Below are 14,417 nucleotides of genomic sequence, written 5' to 3'. Positions count from 1 at the left end.
TGTGGGTTCAGGAGGCTAGGGGTAATCCCGCCGGTTCGTTATTGCTCCAGCATTCATCGATATACAGCGTCGACGGTTTCGCAAAATCAGCATCGCTTGTCGGAAAGTCGGATCTAAAGTGGCTTCCTCTACTCTCTCGGCGCCGCAGTGCTGCCGTCGCCAACAGCCGGCTGCAAAGAAGGACATTCTTAAAACGCAGTGACGGCGATGGGTGCTGCCGCTCAAGGTGATCGAGATGGCGTAACAAGGAGGCCAACCCGGCTTGATCGCGACGCAGCCCGAGATAGCGATAATTCAGCGTTTGAAGGTCCAGAAGGGCAGCCGCTTCAATCGATGTTTCCTGAGGGAATTGGAAATTTGTAGCGTTGAAATATCTTTTCAACCCGGCTTTTTTATCAATTCCCAAAATATCACGGCTGGCATGTTTTGCAAAGACCACAGCTTCCAACAGGGAATTGCTGGCAAGCCGATTTGCGCCATGTAATCCCGTGCACGCCACTTCACCGCAAGCCCATAGACCGGGTAATGAGGTGCGCCCATGTTTATCCGTTTGAATGCCACCCATATGATAATGGGCAGCAGGTGCGACCGGAATCAGCTCTTTGATCGGGTCAATTCCATGGGTTTGACAATGTTTGTAAACGGTTGGAAATTCTTCTGGGAAATCGCTCCCAATCGACTGTCTTGTATCAAGGTAACATTTGCGCCCCTGATTGATCTGGTTCCAAATTCCGCGAGCGAGTATATCGCGCGGCGCAAGCTCGGCCAAAGCATGTTCAGATACCATGAAGCGGTCCGCTTCATCATTGACTAACAGCGCACCTTCTCCTCGCAATGCTTCGGTTGCAAGCGGCCTCGGAATGACGTCGACATCCAGTGCAGTCGGATGGAATTGGACAAACTCAAGATCTTTAAGTCTGGCGCCGGCGCGGGCTGCCATCGCCAATCCATCGCCGCTCGCGGCCAAGGGGTTTGTCGTCGCATTAAAAATCTGACCGATGCCGCCTGTTGCGAGAAGTGTGGCATCTGCAAATCGAAGCGTGGTTTGCCCGGCTTGAAAAACGGCACTGCCAACGACCGTGCCCTCGGAGACCAGAAGATCGATCGCTTCAGCCTGTTCCAGTAGTGTAATATGCGAGCTTTCCAGGACTTTTAGTGTCAGGGCGCGCATGATTTCCTTACCAGTAGAATCGCCGTTCGCATGAACCACACGCCGGTGGTTGTGGGCGGCTTCTTTTCGAAGACTTAATTTTCCGTCTTTTTTGTCGAAATTCACCCCAAGGTCAATCAACGTCTGGACACTGTCTTTGCCATGATCTGTTACCAGTGCGGCGACATCCTTATCGGCAATTCCGCCCGCAACAGCCAAGGTGTCGCGGCAATGATCGCGCGGACTATCCTCGGGGGACAAAGCGGAAGCAATGCCGCCTTGGGCCCAGGCTGTCGACGCATCGCGGCCAAGTGTTCCTTTGCACACCAACGTCACTTTTCTTGGTGCCAGAGAGAGCGCAGCTATTAAGCCTGCCAGACCAGCGCCCAGTATCAGGACATCCGTTTTCAGATCAGACGTCATTAGCTTGCATCAAGCATTCGTTGGACGGCAAGACGCGCCCGATCCGCCAACACCGGATCGATGGTCACCTCATGGGTCATGTCTTCCAGTGACTGGCAGATATTCATTAGATTGATGCGCTGCATATGCGGACAAAGACTGCAGGACCGGATAAATTTCGTCTGTGGATTTGATGAGGCGATATTTTCTCCCATGGAGCATTCGGTAATCAGCGCCACTTCTTCTGGCTTGCGGTCGCTGACGTAATTTATAAGATCAGCGGTTGACCCGGAAAAATCTGATTGCTCGATGACTTCAGGCGGGCATTCGGGATGTGCCAAAACGGTGACATCCGGATGAGCTTTTCGCAACTGGATGATTTGTGAGGCTGTAAATCTTTCATGAACTTCACACGCACCGGCCCAGGTCAATATTTCGACATCGGTTTGTGCGGCAACATTTTTTGCCAAATACTGATCCGGAATCAAGAGAACCCGATCAGCACCGAGGGATTCGACAATCCGCTTGGCGTTTGCCGAGGTGCAGCAAATATCGGATTCTGCCTTTACCTCGACGGAAGTGTTCACATAGGTGACAATCGGGACACCGGGATATGTACGTCGAAGCTGCCGGACATCGGCGCCTGTAATAGACTCTGCCAAAGAGCAGCCGGCCCGCAAGTCAGGAATAAGAACTGTTTTTGACGGGTTTAGCAATTTCGTCGTTTCTGCCATAAAATGGACGCCGGCCATGACAATGACATCGGCCTCAACCGCCATGGCTTTTTGAGCGAGGGCAAGGCTGTCACCAACAATGTCCGAGACGCAGTGATAGATGTCTCTGGTCTGGTAGTTATGCGCAAGAATGACGGCGTTGCGCTCTTTCTTAAGCTGCAGAATGCGATCAACATACGGTGCAAATTCCGGCCATTCGACGTCACTGATGGCAGACGAGACCCGGTCAAAGATTGGGGCCATGCGTTCGGCAACCTCGGGCGTATAAAGGAGCTCGGGCTTTTGCGCAGCGTGGGCAGAAACAGACATAGTTTAATCCAATGCTCAAAATGAGTATAAATAGGGCCAAAAAAACAACGAATAAAATCCGCTAGACTAATGCTACAAATGAGTATTAATCTTGTCAAGCATATTTTTGCTCGTAATGAGCATAAAATTAAGTCAATGAATTAATGCAATGATTTGGAAAGTGGTGCGTGGTCCAGAGTCAGGATTTAGTTTTGGCGAACGCCCAACGCCTGTCGTTCAATAAGAACTTCTCGTCGAAACCTGAATTGGGCTGCTGGTCGTCCCCTGATTTGCGTCTCGATACGACCTGTGGCTTCCACAAGGCCTTTCTTTTCAATCAAGCGCCGGAAATTCTGCTTGTGCAAGCGAGAGCCTGATAACGCTTCGACAACCCTTTGTAATTGCAGCAGCGTAAAGGTCGGGGGCATTAACTCGAACACCACGGGTCGGTATTTAATTTTACCGCGTAGCCGACCAATTGCTGTTGCGAGAATGCGGCGGTGATCCAGGGCCATGGGAATACCCAGTTTTTTACTGTCAACGGTGTCAATTTGCGCTTCGGTTACCATCGCGGCTTCGTACAGGAGTTCGAATCTTTCCAGCACCAACTCGTCGTTCCAGGGTGTTTCCCCGAGACCAAAAGTAATTGCGGCCCTTTCCTTTCGCTCTTTCTTCTGGCTGTTACTATCGGCGTCTTCGATCCAATTTTTCAAGGCCGGGAGAATATCACGATCCAGAATCTCGGGCCGTCCTTCCCGCCAATCTTCCCACGGGAAATATCGGTACCAGTCGCGCCATAGCCCCTCTTCCCGTGCGGTGGGGTTTTTGTCTTGAACAAGGGCCAGATACCCGACGCTTATTACCCGCGGACCGCCGCCTTGCTCCCGCGGATCCCGTCCGGCATTTCCAAAGGTATAAAGCTGCTCGACATACCCGATCTCCTGGTTGGTCTGTTCGCCAACCCAGGATCGCAGGCCGCTTTCCAACGTCGGATGCTGGGCTGGGTAAAAGGGTCCAAACGGGAGGACGTCATACTGGTTATCGGTGGGAAAAAATTGATCGGACGCATTGGAGGCCGATGCGCTGGACGTCTCTTCCTTATTCTGCACCAGCAAAACATTGGGCTGCTGATCAATAACAGAGACAATGACCGCATTGAGCCCGATGGTGATTTGGCTACGCGTGTCTTCTGTTCCCAATGTCATCTTCCGTCAATTTCCTGCTAATTTCCCCGCCCTAGAATCTCAGAAGATCGAGGATTACGCAAGGAATGTAAACGAAGAAGGCAAAATATTGAAGGAGCGCCGGATATCTGACTTTGTGGTTACAGCTCAACATCTCCTTTAAGCAGTCGTTGGGCGATGGTTTTATTGAGGATCTCATTGGTGCCGTCGGCAATATTAATGATGCGCAAATACTGCCAGGCTTCCGCCAATCCGATTTCGTTGGTCAGACCCATGGCCCCGTGAACCTGTATCGCGCGATCGACGGCTTTTAATCCAACTTGGACAGAATATACCTTTGCCATGGACAGCTCCTTGATCGCCGGGTGTCCTTGATCCAGAAGCTTGGTGGCGTTCAGGCCCATAAGATGGGCGGCATGCAGCTCTGTTGCCGCCGCAGCGAGGGGGAAGGAAACACCCTGATTTTCGGCAATCGGCTGGCCGAACGCGACCCGGGTCTTGGCGTAGTCGAGGGCCAGCTCAACCGACCAGCGGCCGAGGCCGACAGCCCGCGCGGAATTATAAATCCGACCGAGGGATACCCCATATAAAGCGGCGGCAAAGCCATTATCCAATTCCCCGACCAGTTGCCAGGGCTCGACTTTCAAATCTTCGAACCGCAACTCGGCTTCGTCGCCGCCGATATGGCCGAATAACTTGACCACCCGTTGCATCTCAAACCCCGGCGCGTCGGTCGGGACGAGGAAGGCAGATATGCCGCCTTTTCGGACTGCGGCTTTCTCCGGATTGGTAATGGCAAACAGGATGCAGTAATCTGCAATGGGGGCATTGGATGTCCAGATCTTGCGCCCATCAATAAGCCAGCCATCACCCTCGGGTCGGGCCCGGGTCTTGATCATGGTGGCATCGGATCCGGCGCCCGGTTCTGAGAGGCCGAAGCACATGGATTTTTCGCCGGACATGAGCGGTGCCAATATCTCGTCCCGGGCCCGGTCGGTGACTTTCTCGAGCAATCGACTGGGGCCGAAAGCCCAATGGGCCAGGGCGTACAGCATCATCCAGTTATGCGGCCCGCAAGTGCGGAAAAGCTCTTCCCAGCAGGCGTAATAGGCCTGCATCCCCTGACCGCCACCGCCCAGCTTTTCCGGCACGCACATATGGTAGTATCCGGCTTTGGCGGAGGCCATCCGCACCTCTTTGATAAGCCCCCGCACCGGAGCGGATAACCGTCCATCTTCATCATACTTAAGACGCGGATTATCAAAAATGTTTTGATAATCAAGATGACGGGGGATGACTTCGGTTTCCGCAAATTTACGGATACCATCGCGGATCTGGCGGACGTCTTCTGGTAAATCGAAAGCGATTGCGGACATCTATTTTTTCTTTCTTTTGTTAGATTTTCCCGGTTGCTTTGGCGCAGAGTGGATAGCTGTTTATGCTGTTTCGTCCACCTCGATGTTGAGTTCCTCTATCATCGCATCGCGCATGACAAATTTCTGCGGTTTGCCGGTTACGGTCATGGGCAGCTCGGATTTAAATCGCACATACGCCGGAATTTTATAATGGGCGATTTGACCCTGACAGAAAGCCCTGATTTCTTCTTCGCTTGCACTTTCGCCGGGATGCAACACAACCCAGGTGCACACCTCTTCGCCCAGCCGCTTGCTGGGTATTCCAAAAACCTGAACTTCCTGAATTTTCGGATTACGATACAGGTATTCTTCTACTTCACGCGGATACACATTTTCGCCGCCGCGAATAATCATATCCTTGACCCGGCCGACAATATTGCAATAGCCGCCGTCGTCCAGCACGGCAAGATCCCCGGTCTTCATCCAACCGCCGTCAACAATGGATTCCTGTGTTCGTTCAGGATCACCCCAATATCCCTGCATCACCGAATACCCGCGGGTCCACAGCTCGCCTTGTTCGCCAACTGGCAGAATATTGCCGTCCTCATCAACAACTCTGACTTCCACATGCGGATGAATTTGCCCGACGGTTGTCACCCGCCGCTCGATGCTATCTGTCGTGCTGCTTTGAAAGGATACCGGGCTTGTTTCCGTCATTCCATAGGCAATTGTCACTTCGGCCATATGCATGTCAGCGATCACCTGTTTCATCACTTCAATAGGGCAGGGCGCGCCGGCCATAATACCAGTTCTCAAAGACGATAAATCAAAGGTTGAAAACGCGGGATGCTGCAACATGGCGACGAACATGGTCGGAACACCATACAGCGCCGTACAGCGTTCTGAGGCAATGGTTTCAAGAGTGGACGCGGGGTCGAACGCCTCGCCCGGAAAGACCATTGTCGCGCCTTTCGTTATGCAGCCAAGCGTCCCCATTACCATGCCGAAACAATGATATAGCGGGACTGGAATGCAGAGTTTATCCGTGTCCGTCATTGCCAGCGCTGCGGTAACAAAATTACCGTTATTGATAATGTTCTTATGGGTAAGGGTCGCTCCTTTCGGGGAGCCTGTGGTACCACTCGTAAATTGGATGTTAATGGGGTCATCCGCAGACAGGGAATTGGTAATTTCATCCAGAACCGCAGGATTAAGAGAGGCACTGCCCTTGGCAACGACATCATCGAAATTTAGCATACCGGGGCTTTGTTCGCTGCCCATACGAACAACAATTTTTAAGTCGGGCAGCGCGGCGGATCGCAAGTCTCCGGCCGCACAATTTTCGATTTCCGGGGCCAGGGTCCGGATCATCTCAAGATAGTCAGATGATTTAAACGTTGCGGCTGTGACCAACGCCTTGCAACTTACTTTGTTGAGCGCATATTCAAGCTCGGACAACCGGTAGGCGGGATTGATATTAACCAAAATCAGGCCGATCCGCGCCGTCGCGAATTGCATGAGAACCCATTCGAGACGATTGGGAGACCAGATGCCAATACGGTCTCCCTTATTCAAACCAAGGGCGAGCAGGCCTGCTGCCAATTCATCGACCTGTTGACCAAGTTCCGCATAGGTGAGGCGTACCTGCGTCTCGGCAAAATAAGCCGCCTCTTGCGGGCCGTAAGTTGCAACAGTTTGTGCGAAAACGGCGGCGATGGTCGTGTCGATCAACGGAGGCGTTTTAGGTCCCCTGACATATGAAAGATTATCAACGGGCGCAATCAACGGTAAATCGGACGACGGCCCCCTCGATCTTAAATCCGCTTGATTCATTTCCATATCCGTCGAGCTTGTCATTAGTATCCCCATTAATTTCAAGAATTGATGCGCTGCTGGCCTAGCTTATCCGCTATTGTCCCTATCTTCAAATTGTTCAGTTGGCGTAAAGTATAGGAGTTTGATCGGCGCCTTGTTAGTATTCCTTTTGCTATCGAACAATAATGGCGTGTCCCTCTGTTTCTTCCACTATAGGCCTATCCATGAAAAACCATCCGCAAAATCCGGCTCCTGAGGATGCCATAGCCCGCCGCGCTTGTCCCCCGGTTATATGCTATCCGACGGACACGCTTCCGCCGGTAAGTCCGGTTATTTTTTCGAAAGGCCGGGAAAATATCAAGCTTATCGAAGAAATCATCGTACCGCCCAGAGAGGCAAACACCTTTAGTGTTCCGGCGGGACACTATTTCCGGATCGTGAGTGTTGAGGGCGCCCAGGTAGGAGACTTGAATTTATGGAATGCCTTGGATCTTGAAGAAAAATTTTTCAGCGGAAAAACGCGCGCTTTGCACGGCACCCATGTAAGCGTTGGTGACCGACTTTGGAGCAATTTACCCAATATGCGGTCCATGGCGACGATCACCTATGATACACTGGATTGGTACGGATGGGATGAAGACGGTGGCAGCGTCCATGATGTCATTGGCACCAGATGTGATCCGTATACCAATGTATTATTAAGTGGGAACGAATATCATCATTGTTGTCATTCAAACTTGATCCGCGCCGTTGCGGCGGAAAGGAAAATGTCCGCCGACATGGCAGAGCGATTTGTCCATGACGTCTTGAACGTTTTTATGTGCACTGGATTTACCCAAGATACGCATCAGTATTTCATGAAAGCGAGCCCGGTAAGGCCCGGTGATTATATCGAATTTTTTGCCGAAATTGATCTTCTCGGTGCCTTGTCGGCTTGTCCGGGTGGTGATTGTAGTTCCGGCCATTCAAGCGAGGACGCACAATGTTATCCGCTTAAAGTTGAGATTTATGAGCCCGCTGACGGGAGTATCGGGGACTGGGTGAAACCTGCCCGGTCACCTTATTCTAGAAGTCATGGACTATGAGAAAAATAATAAGAAGAAAGTTTGCAGAACAATGACACAGTTTAAGGCGACGAACGAAAATCCAAAAGAAGGTTTCTCATTGCGCGGCCGCCCAAGTCCTCTGACGGACCCGTGGGAGCCTATCTATTCCCGCGAAGAAACGGACAGGATCGATGTCGGTTTGTGGCTGAGAGAGGCACATTGCAATGCCCGCGGGTTTGCCCATGGCGGATTGATCTCGGCGCTTGCTGATAATTGCATGGGACATAGCTGCAAGCATGTGATCGGCGGGGAAAAGAGCCTTGTAACCGTCAATCTGTCCGTAGATTTCCTGGGAGTTACGCGGCCGGGCGCCTGGATGGAAATAAATAGCGAGGTCGTTAAAACCGGGCGAAGCCTGTGCTTCGTTCAATGTAAAGTGATGGCAGATGGCGTCATTTGTGCGCGAGCAAGCGCGACTTTCAAGATAGTTTGATAACGCACTCGAATTTTTATTTTGGTCGAAATCTTTTCAACAGCTCCCAGACCGGAAGAGTGGTGACCCCGCCGACGATACCGGCAACATAACTGGGCATTTCCCATCCGCTCAAGAAAACCCACAATAATCCAGCGAGATAACTGGCAACCAGCATTGCGACAAACGTAATGCCCAATCGCTGCCATATGGGTAGAAGTCGCTCCATTTTTTGCTCCGTTATCTGCCGTTAATTCGAATTTTACGACCTTATCATACGTCAGGGCCGATGAAAAAGGTACATCCTGTTGCGACCTAAGTGACGAGACCGGGTATTAGCCGCCTTCTCTGATAATCGTAAAATCATCATCCGCCTGACAGTTTTTCTCAAATTTTTTGAAGGCGGACTTGAATTTGATTATTGCTTCCGGCGATACAATTTCCGCCGGGGCGGTAATTAACGGGTATCGGGCCATCACTTCCGGAATTCTATTTCGAAAATCTCGCAAGACTGAAGGCCGAACGGCAACTTTTTCAAATTTGACAATGTTGATTTTCCCGGGGGCAATTTTAAAAACCGGGGTTCCTTCTGAATAACAGCTACGGACAGCCTGACCGTAGGTGCCGGAATCAAATGTTTTAAGCGCGCTGGTCGGCCTGCGCCCATACTCGCGAGAAATCAGGGCGTAGTCTCCTGGCGGTACTTTTTTAAGCTCCAGATAGTATGAAGCCCCGTCGGTTTCCGTGTCTTTCAAGGCAAGCTTGCGGCCCGGTGCCCGCATCTGGATTGGCGCACCGAGGAATTTTCCTGTCTTCAGATCTACTGCGTGAATAGTATAAATATTGTAGTCATGACCGGACCACACGGCCGGCGCGATGATGCCTTGGGGATCTTCTGCCGAATATGGAAATTCGGAAGAAATTTCACCAGAAGCGCAAGCTGTCATAAAAGCGGTAAAAGCCAATAGCAAATATTTCATAAAAAGCCCAAAAAATAAGCGACGACGGATTACAAGAGGTTGGCGTTGAGCATAGCTAATGCAGAATTTTTTTCAATCTTTCTAACCAGTTTCAAAATTGAACCCGGTGGCAGCCCCCTAGGTTCATGCGGGCCTTTTGTCTTGAGCTTTCAAAACAGGCGTGAGACCCTTCATCTGACATAATCGGTAAAAAATACCGAGCGGGCAGTCAAACAGGGAAGATTTTAGAATGGTTCAGATCAACATCCAGTTCACTTTATTTTCAGCTTTTTACTCGCCGTTGATTTCGGCGATATCGGGGCATTTTCTGGAGAACGAAGGTCTTGAGCCCAAATGGTCGGTTGCCAAACCGGGTGTTTCGGCCATATCGGCATTGGAAAATGGAACGGTTCATGTGGTCCAGTCTGCCCTTAGTCAGGGTTTTGGCGCGCCAACAGATACCGCAGCGTCGGTCACGCATTTTGCTCAAATAAACGAGATGGACGGCTTTTTTCTGACCGGCCGTGAGGCGGATTCAGAATTTTCGTGGAAAAAGCTCGAAGGCGCGTCGGTTGTTTTGTTTGGCGGCGGTCAGCCGCTGGCCATGTTCAAATATGCCTGTCACAAAGCCGGTATTGATTACGACAAAATAGACGCTATTCATGTCGGCGGCGCAGCGGCGATGGATGACGCTTTTCGGCAAGGCCAAGGGGCGTATATTCAACAACAAGGCCCGTTTCCGCAACAGCTCGAAGTAGATGGGATCGGCCATATTGTTGCACAAGTTGGCACGCAAATTGGCCCTTGTGGATTTTCTAGTCTGGCGGCGAAACCAGAATGGCTTGAAACGGATATGGCGCGTGCCTTTATGCGCGGCTACCGTAAAACAAGACAGTATATCAATGAGGCCTCCGCGGCAGAAATTGCGGCGGCAGAAATGCCCTATTTTCCGGATATCAATCAACAGGCACTGACCGACTGTATTGCGACCTATCAAAAGCTTGGATGCTGGACACCGCATGTGGAAATTACCCGGGAGGCCTATGAGGTGACGCTTGATATATTTGAATATAATGGAACGATTGACACCCGGTTGCCTTATGAACAAGTCTGTAGCACACCGCCGTCGGGCTAATGCTGGTAAAAGGTTCTTGTTTTAACGATTTATCTCGGGTGCAGTCAGTTTGCTGCGCCCAAATTTTGTCAAGCGTGCGGCATGGGCTGATTGGGCAATAGAATGTGATTTGGTTATGTCGCGGTGTAGAAGCGCGATTTCGGGCCGGTCTGACAAATCAATTTCTTGAACAAGGGTATCCATAATAGCTCCGCACGCCATCATTTGCTGACGGAAACCCAATTGAAGATGTAACAAAAAATCCATATCTTCGGATGCCTGATCGGCTCGTAGCGCAAGTTCGCGGGCAACAACATCAAGGGCCAGAAATTGGCTGGTGATTTGACCGACTTCGTCTGCCAAATTTTCCGGAATGTCTTTGATAATATCGTCGAGTAAGCGTTTTAGCGCGCCGATATGGCTGGCGGCGCCGACGGCATCTTCAATAGCGCGCATACGAAGAGAGGTCCGCAAAAAAGCATCTCCTTCCGCACCTATCAGGTTCGAGAGGGGCACTTTGCAATTCTGTAAAAGAATTCCGCCATGCGGGCAGGGATGCAGAAAGTCTATTTTCACACCGTCCGTTCGGGTCAACCCGGCGGTCGAGGCATCAACAAGTATAGCACTAAAAGACCGGCGGGAGTTATGTTCGGCTGTGATTGCAAGAACGATAAAATACCGCGCAAGGGGTCCGTTGGTTAAAAAGGCTTTTTCGCCGTTTAGAATATAGTCATTTCCGACCCGATCTGCCGTCGTTTTAAGATGTTTTGGATGCGCGCCGGCTTTTGGTTCCGATATGGCAACTGATAAAGTTGCCTCACCGTTAGCCAATAGAGGGAGCAATTCCTGCTTTAAGGAGTGATCAGCCTGTTCGACGATGTGAAGCTTGATAAGCTGCCAATGGGCAAGAAACGTCATGGTTGCGCCCGGGACACCGCCATATAGATTGAGGTAATTGGCGGCTGTCGATAGCACCTGGTACGACGCGCCCCGGCCGCCATATTGTTCCGGAATAGAAAGCCCGGCCAAGCCGCTTTGTGCGAAAGCTTGCCACAGATCCGCCGGAAATTCCTTGGCGACGATCAGCTCCTGACGGCGCGGTAAAATATGTGTTTCTGCAAACTCTTTTACAGTGTTGAGAAGGTCAGCTGGGTCGCTTGGAGAGGTATCCATTTTGATTAACCCTAGGTTATTGTGGTGGTTCCAGGTTGTTGAAAACCTATAGTGCTGCCGCCGTCTTGAAAAGCTTCAATTGCAGGGCTGAAAGAAGATTTGGGCGCAAGGCGGGTACGATTTTTTACGTTTAAATCTGTTCAGCGTAATCAACTCGGCGTACAATTCCAGAAAACAACTCTGAAAAGAGAGAAAAATGACAGATCTGAAATGGGATATAAAACGCGTTGCCGGTGCGCTTGGGGCCGAAATACGCGGGATTGATCTTGCAAAAGCCGCCGATGACGAGATTGCAGATGTTAAGGCATTGCTCAGCGAACATATGGTGCTGTTTTTTCCGGACCAACATCCGACAGTCGATGAACATGTCGCCTTGGGAAAACGCTTTGGCCAGCTGGAGGGGCATCCTCATCTTAAGAACCCGTTTACCCAGCATCCCGAACTTTTTGAACTGGCGGCGAGCGCTGGTGGTATCGCGGACGAGTGGCATACAGATTTATCTTTCCAGGAACAGCCTTCCCTGATGTCGATTTTACATATGGTCAAAAGCCCAACTAGCGGCGGTGATACCATGTGGACCAATCTTTGCGCGGCGTTCGACGCGTTGTCCCCGCCGATGCAGGAAATGTGCAGTGGTTTGACAGCTTTGCATGATGCCGCGCCACATAACCGTCCCGATCAGATTGCCATACATCCGGTTGTTCGCTTGCATCCTGATACGGGGCAAAAAGCGCTTTACGTCAATGAGCATTTCACCCGTCGCATTGTCGAAATGAACGCAATGGAAAGTGACGCACTCCTCCGATTTCTGACAAATTGGGTGCAAAACCCTAAATTTACGGTGCGATATCGGTGGAGTGAGGGAACAATCGGCATGTGGGACAATCGCTGTACGCAGCATTATGTTCTCAACGATTTTAGCGAAGAACGCATTATACAGCGGGTGACCGTTATTGGTGATTTGCCTGTGGGCGAACCGGCGCGCTGGCCGGCCTGGACCAATTCAAACGGTCGATCAGCCGCCAGCCGGCATGATCGACAATTGGCGCTTTACCTTAAATCTCAATCAACGGCCGCCGAATAATAAGAAAAGGAAATTCAATGACCCACGGTATGGTGACTGCGCCGCAACCTGAAGCGGTGGACGCGGGATTAGAAGTGCTTAAATCCGGCGGTAACGTAATGGATGCGGCGATTGCTGCCGCACTGGTTCAAACAGTTGTTGATCCTCAAATGTGCGGCGTTGCTGGATTTGGGTCGATGCAGATTTATGTCGCGGAAACTGGAGAACATCATTTTATTGATTTCCACGGCCGGGCACCGAAATCAACGCACGAAGATATGTGGGAATCCCTCATCCTTGGTGAGTGTGAGGACGGGTTTGGGTTTATTTTGGAGGGGCAGGTCAACGAGATTGGCTATAACTCCATGACGACACCAATGACAATTCGGGCATTCGGCGAAGCCCTAGAACAATACGGAAGCCGGCCACTGAGCGAATTGATTCAGCCTGCCATAGAATATTGCGAGGAAGGATTCACGGTTCGGCCCGCCGTCCATGGGTTCTGGCTTCAGCCGGCGCAGGCGGGACGAATTGAACGAATCCGAATTTTACAAGACGACCCAGCCTCTACGAAAATTTACATCAAACCCGATGGCAGTCTCTATCAGGTCGGTGAAGTTCTCAAAAATCCAGATATGGGCCGCACTTACCGCAGAATTGCGGAGGCGGGTATTGAAGATTTTTACAATGGTCAAATAGCAGCGTCCATAGCAGCGGATATGGAGGCAAACGGCGGCCATATTACCCTGGAAGATCTGGCCGAATGCAAGGCCATTCACACATCGCCTTTGAAAGGTACGTATCGCGGCTTTGAGGTGGCAACCAACCCTCTGCCGGGCGGTGGATTAATGGTTTTGGAGATGCTCAATATTTTGGAGAATTTTGATCTTTCTGCCATGGGTCATAACTCTGCCGAATATATTGCCGTTGTTTCTGAAGCGATGAAAATAGCGACCGTTGATAAAGATCAACATATGGGCGATCCAAATTTCGTGGATGTTCCCATGGATCGATTGATGTCGAAAAGCTATGCGGCAGATGTGGCAAAGGCTATTCTGCGTGGCGACAAAAAACACGTTCCGCGTATTAATTCCGGTGCGGCGGAGAGCAAGGAAACGACGCATATCTGTGTTGCGGATGAGCACGGAAACATCGTCAACATGACACATTCCCTTGGTTCGAGTTCTGGCGTTGTGAGCGAGGGACTTGGGTTTATGTATAACAATTGTATGATGGTCTTTGATCCAAGGCCTGGAAATGTTGGCTCTTTGGCGGCGGGAAAGACCCGGTTTTCAGCCATGTGCCCAACAATGTTGCTTAAAGACGGTCAGCCCTTTTTGGCGTTGGGAGCGCCAGGCGGAACGACGATTACCATGGGTGTCCTGCAAACAATTCTCAATGTGGTGGATTTTGGCATGAGTGCGCAAGAAGCCGTTTCTGCACCAAGATTTTGCACGACCTCTGATACAATAGAAATTACGAACCGCGTTCTCCGGTCCACGGAAAAAGAATTGCAAGCAAAAGGCTATTCGACCATGAGATATGCCGTGAGCTATGCGACGCCGATTGTCCATGCAATCCGCATGGTTGACGGAAACATGGATGGCGGGGCCGATCCCTCGGGCGACGGAATGGCCGCTCAGGTTTAAAATTATAAAATGA

13 protein-coding genes are annotated in these 14,417 nt (G+C 50.9%); 5 read left to right on the top strand and 8 right to left on the bottom strand.

Annotated features, from left to right (window positions below; all coding sequences use genetic code 11):
- Positions 1 to 7 precede the first annotated feature (7 nt).
- The 5 genes from V7723_RS00190 to V7723_RS00170 form a co-directional block, all read right to left on the bottom strand.
- The gene (locus tag V7723_RS00190) at positions 8 to 1,573 is read right to left on the bottom strand and encodes an L-aspartate oxidase (RefSeq protein WP_335682383.1); all 1,566 of its coding nucleotides are present in this window, start codon (positions 1,571 to 1,573) and stop codon (positions 8 to 10) included.
- Entirely contained in the window at positions 1,573 to 2,595 is a 1,023-nt protein-coding gene (gene nadA, locus V7723_RS00185; RefSeq protein ID WP_335682382.1) for a quinolinate synthase NadA, read from the bottom strand. The genes V7723_RS00190 and nadA overlap by 1 nt, the downstream gene beginning before the upstream one ends.
- Positions 2,596 to 2,780: 185 nt before the next feature.
- Positions 2,781 to 3,779 carry an NUDIX hydrolase gene (locus V7723_RS00180; protein ID WP_335682381.1) on the bottom strand — a complete coding sequence of 333 codons (999 nt, stop codon included), beginning with the start codon at positions 3,777 to 3,779 and terminating at the stop codon, positions 2,781 to 2,783.
- 119 nt (positions 3,780 to 3,898) lie between these two features.
- Positions 3,899 to 5,134, bottom strand: a complete 1,236-nt coding sequence (locus tag V7723_RS00175) for an acyl-CoA dehydrogenase family protein (protein WP_335682380.1) — start codon at positions 5,132 to 5,134, stop codon at positions 3,899 to 3,901.
- Between the two features lie 60 nt (positions 5,135 to 5,194).
- Positions 5,195 to 6,970, bottom strand: coding sequence for an AMP-binding protein (locus tag V7723_RS00170; RefSeq protein WP_335682379.1), 1,776 nt, complete (start codon positions 6,968 to 6,970; stop codon positions 5,195 to 5,197).
- A 182-nt stretch (positions 6,971 to 7,152) separates the two neighbouring features.
- Between V7723_RS00170 and V7723_RS00165 the strand changes: the two genes are divergently transcribed.
- Both V7723_RS00165 and V7723_RS00160 read left to right on the top strand, forming a co-directional pair.
- Complete coding sequence (locus V7723_RS00165) at positions 7,153 to 8,013, top strand: urea carboxylase-associated family protein (RefSeq protein ID WP_335682378.1); 861 nt, start codon at positions 7,153 to 7,155, stop codon at positions 8,011 to 8,013.
- Positions 8,014 to 8,044: 31 nt separating this feature from the next.
- Positions 8,045 to 8,467: a PaaI family thioesterase gene (locus tag V7723_RS00160; RefSeq protein WP_335682377.1), complete on the top strand. Its 423-nt coding sequence runs from the start codon at positions 8,045 to 8,047 to the stop codon at positions 8,465 to 8,467.
- Positions 8,468 to 8,483: 16 nt separating this feature from the next.
- On the opposite strand, the gene V7723_RS00155 is transcribed toward V7723_RS00160, so the two are convergent.
- Positions 8,484 to 8,675 carry a hypothetical protein gene (locus V7723_RS00155; protein WP_335682376.1) on the bottom strand — a complete coding sequence of 64 codons (192 nt, stop codon included), beginning with the start codon at positions 8,673 to 8,675 and terminating at the stop codon, positions 8,484 to 8,486.
- Positions 8,676 to 8,781: 106 nt separating this feature from the next.
- Entirely contained in the window at positions 8,782 to 9,426 is a 645-nt protein-coding gene (locus tag V7723_RS00150) for a hypothetical protein (RefSeq protein WP_335682375.1), read from the bottom strand.
- A gap of 229 nt (positions 9,427 to 9,655) precedes the next feature.
- On the opposite strand from V7723_RS00150, the gene V7723_RS00145 reads away from it, so the two are divergent.
- Positions 9,656 to 10,540: an ABC transporter substrate-binding protein gene (locus tag V7723_RS00145; protein ID WP_335682374.1), complete on the top strand. Its 885-nt coding sequence runs from the start codon at positions 9,656 to 9,658 to the stop codon at positions 10,538 to 10,540.
- Positions 10,541 to 10,561: 21 nt separating this feature from the next.
- Here V7723_RS00145 and V7723_RS00140 read toward each other — a convergent pair whose 3' ends face one another.
- Positions 10,562 to 11,692, bottom strand: a complete 1,131-nt coding sequence (locus V7723_RS00140; protein WP_335682373.1) for an acyl-CoA dehydrogenase family protein — start codon at positions 11,690 to 11,692, stop codon at positions 10,562 to 10,564.
- Positions 11,693 to 11,888: 196 nt separating this feature from the next.
- Between V7723_RS00140 and V7723_RS00135 the strand changes: the two genes are divergently transcribed.
- Both V7723_RS00135 and ggt read left to right on the top strand, forming a co-directional pair.
- On the top strand, positions 11,889 to 12,776 hold the full coding sequence (locus V7723_RS00135; RefSeq protein WP_335682372.1) for a TauD/TfdA dioxygenase family protein: 888 nt from the start codon (positions 11,889 to 11,891) through the stop codon (positions 12,774 to 12,776).
- Positions 12,777 to 12,793: 17 nt separating this feature from the next.
- Entirely contained in the window at positions 12,794 to 14,404 is a 1,611-nt protein-coding gene (gene ggt / locus V7723_RS00130) for a gamma-glutamyltransferase (protein WP_335682371.1), read from the top strand.
- The last annotated feature ends 13 nt before the right edge of the window (positions 14,405 to 14,417 follow it).

The sequence above is a fragment of the Sneathiella sp. genome (genome assembly GCF_036960985.1).
GTDB lineage: Bacteria > Pseudomonadota > Alphaproteobacteria > Sneathiellales > Sneathiellaceae > Sneathiella.
This window is presented reverse-complemented; position numbering and strand designations above follow the sequence as displayed.